Here is a 2,038-nt window from a genome sequence, read left to right on the forward strand (position 1 = left end):
CGGCGTGGGCCGTGCGGAATTCGCAACGCGTCGAACCCGACTTGTCGAGCATGCTGCGCAACGCTGTGTGACGCGGCACGACGACACCACTTGCACTCGCCGCAAGCTGCGGATTCGAATGGTCGGCCTGCAACTGGACGACCGCCATCGACGGCGTCGGCGCGAGATAGTGCGGATAAGCCAGCTCCGTCAGGTGCTGCGTGAAGCGCGGAAACTCGGCGTCGAGCTTCATCTGCACGCGCGCGGCGAGGAAGCTGAAGCCTTCCAGCAGGCGCTCGACATACGGGTCCGCGCAGTCGATACCGTCGAGTCCGAGCCGTCCCGCGATCTTCGGGAACGCCGCCGCGAATTCGCCGCCCATCTCGCGCAGGTGCTGCAGTTCCTGGCTGTAGTACTTGAGGAGCGCCGGGTTCATGCTGACTGCTCCGCGACGTCGGCAATGCGCACTTCGCCCGCTTCGAGGTCCAGCTCCGTGCGCAGATAGAGACGCTCCGGGTACGGCTGCGACCACATCTCGGCTTCGATTTCGAAGCGGATCACGTGGCCGCGCAGCGCGCCCTTCGTATCGTCGAGCGCGGTCACGCGCAGCGTGTCGCGTGCGAGACGCGGTTCGAAGGCCCAGAGCGCGTCGCGAATCAGCCGCTCGACCGCCGCCGGCGTCAGCGCCGCGACGTTGCGTCCCGCCAGATCCGGCAGGCCGTAGTTGAGCACCGATGTCGCAACGTGCGGATAGCCCGACAGGTCCTGCACCGCGTCGAGACCGCTCGCGTTCAGCAGCCAGCCGATATCGCGCTGCACGCTGTCGCGCAATGCACGCGGCGAGAGCACGCGCCGCTCGCGCGTTTCGTGGCGCGCGTCGGGATCGAGATCGGTGAGCCGGTCCAGCAACGACGGTTGCAGGCGGTCACGCGCGGTGAGTTCGGACATGGGACGCTCCCTTGCAATTGGACTCAGGCGGTCTTGGCGGTCGGCAGCTTCGACACGAGGCGCAACGACACCGTCAGCCCTTCGAGCTGGTAGTGCGGCCGCAGGAAGAACTTCGACGTGTAGTAGCCGGGGTTGCCCTCCACCTCTTCGACGACGACCTGCGCGTCCGCGAGCGGCTTGCGTGCCTTCGTGTCGTCGGAGGAATGGACGGGATCGCCGTCGACGTACTGAAGGATCCAGTTCTGCAGCCAGCGTTGCATGTCCTCGCGCTCCTTGAACGAGCCGAGCTTGTCGCGCACGATGCACTTCAGGTAGTGCGCGAAGCGGCAGCACGCGAAGAGATACGGCAGGCGCGCGGCGAGGTTCGCGTTGGCGGTGGCGTCGGCGTCTTCGTATTCGGCCGGCTTGTGCAGCGACTGCGCGCCGATGAACGCGGCGAAATCCGAGTTCTTCTTGTGCACGAGCGGCATGAAACCGCTCTTGGCGAGTTCGGCTTCGCGGCGGTCGCTGATGGCGATCTCCGTCGGACACTTCATGTCGACGCCGCCGTCGTCGGTCGGGAAGGCGTGCACCGGCAGCCCTTCCACCGCTCCGCCCGACTCGACGCCGCGAATGCGTGAGCACCAGCCGAACGTCTTGAAGGAGCGCGTGATGTTGGTCGCCATCGCATAGGACGCGTTTGCCCACGCGTACTTGCTGCTGTTCGCGCCTGCCGTGTCTTCCTCGAAGTCGAATTCTTCGACCGGGTCGGTTTTCGCGCCGTAGGGAGCGCGTGCGAGAAAGCGTGGCATCGCGAGGCCGATGTAGCGCGAGTCCTCCGATTCGCGCAGCGAACGCCACGCGGCATGCTCGGGCGTCTGGAAAATCTTCGTCAGGTCGCGCGGATTGGCGAGTTCCTGCCACGACTCCATCAAGAGCGCGGCTGGATCGGCGCCCGCGATGAACGGCGCGTGCGCGGCCGCCGCGATCTTGCCGATCTGCGTGAGCAGGTCGGTGTCCGGCCCGCTGTGGTCGAAGTAGTAGTCGGCGACCAGCGCTCCGTAGGGCTCGCCGCCGAACTGGCCGTACTCCTCCTCGTAAAGCTTCTTGAAGAGCGGGCTCTGGTCCCACG

Annotated in this window: 3 protein-coding genes; all 3 read right to left on the reverse strand. The window is 66.3% G+C overall.

The features are described 5' to 3' along the window. A partial coding sequence (locus AWB67_RS36890; protein ID WP_143328484.1) for a type VI secretion system baseplate subunit TssF occupies window positions 1-415 on the reverse strand: 415 nt, incomplete at its 3' end. Continuing rightward, complete coding sequence (gene tssE, locus AWB67_RS36895) at window positions 412-927, reverse strand: type VI secretion system baseplate subunit TssE (RefSeq protein ID WP_087660751.1); 516 nt, start codon at window positions 925-927, stop codon at window positions 412-414. The genes tssE and AWB67_RS36890, both read right to left, overlap by 4 nt. 23 nt (window positions 928-950) lie before the next feature. Then, a partial coding sequence (gene tssC, locus AWB67_RS36900; RefSeq protein WP_087660752.1) for a type VI secretion system contractile sheath large subunit occupies window positions 951-2,038 on the reverse strand: 1,088 nt, incomplete at its 5' end.

The sequence above is a fragment of the Caballeronia terrestris genome (assembly GCF_001544515.1).
Taxonomy (GTDB): domain Bacteria; phylum Pseudomonadota; class Gammaproteobacteria; order Burkholderiales; family Burkholderiaceae; genus Caballeronia; species Caballeronia terrestris.

Bases quoted from the DNA above. Each gene is read 5' to 3' on its own strand.
- tssE (WP_087660751.1), bottom strand. From the start codon at position 927: ATGTCCGAACTCACCGCGCGTGACCGCCTGCAACCGTCGTTGCTGGAC.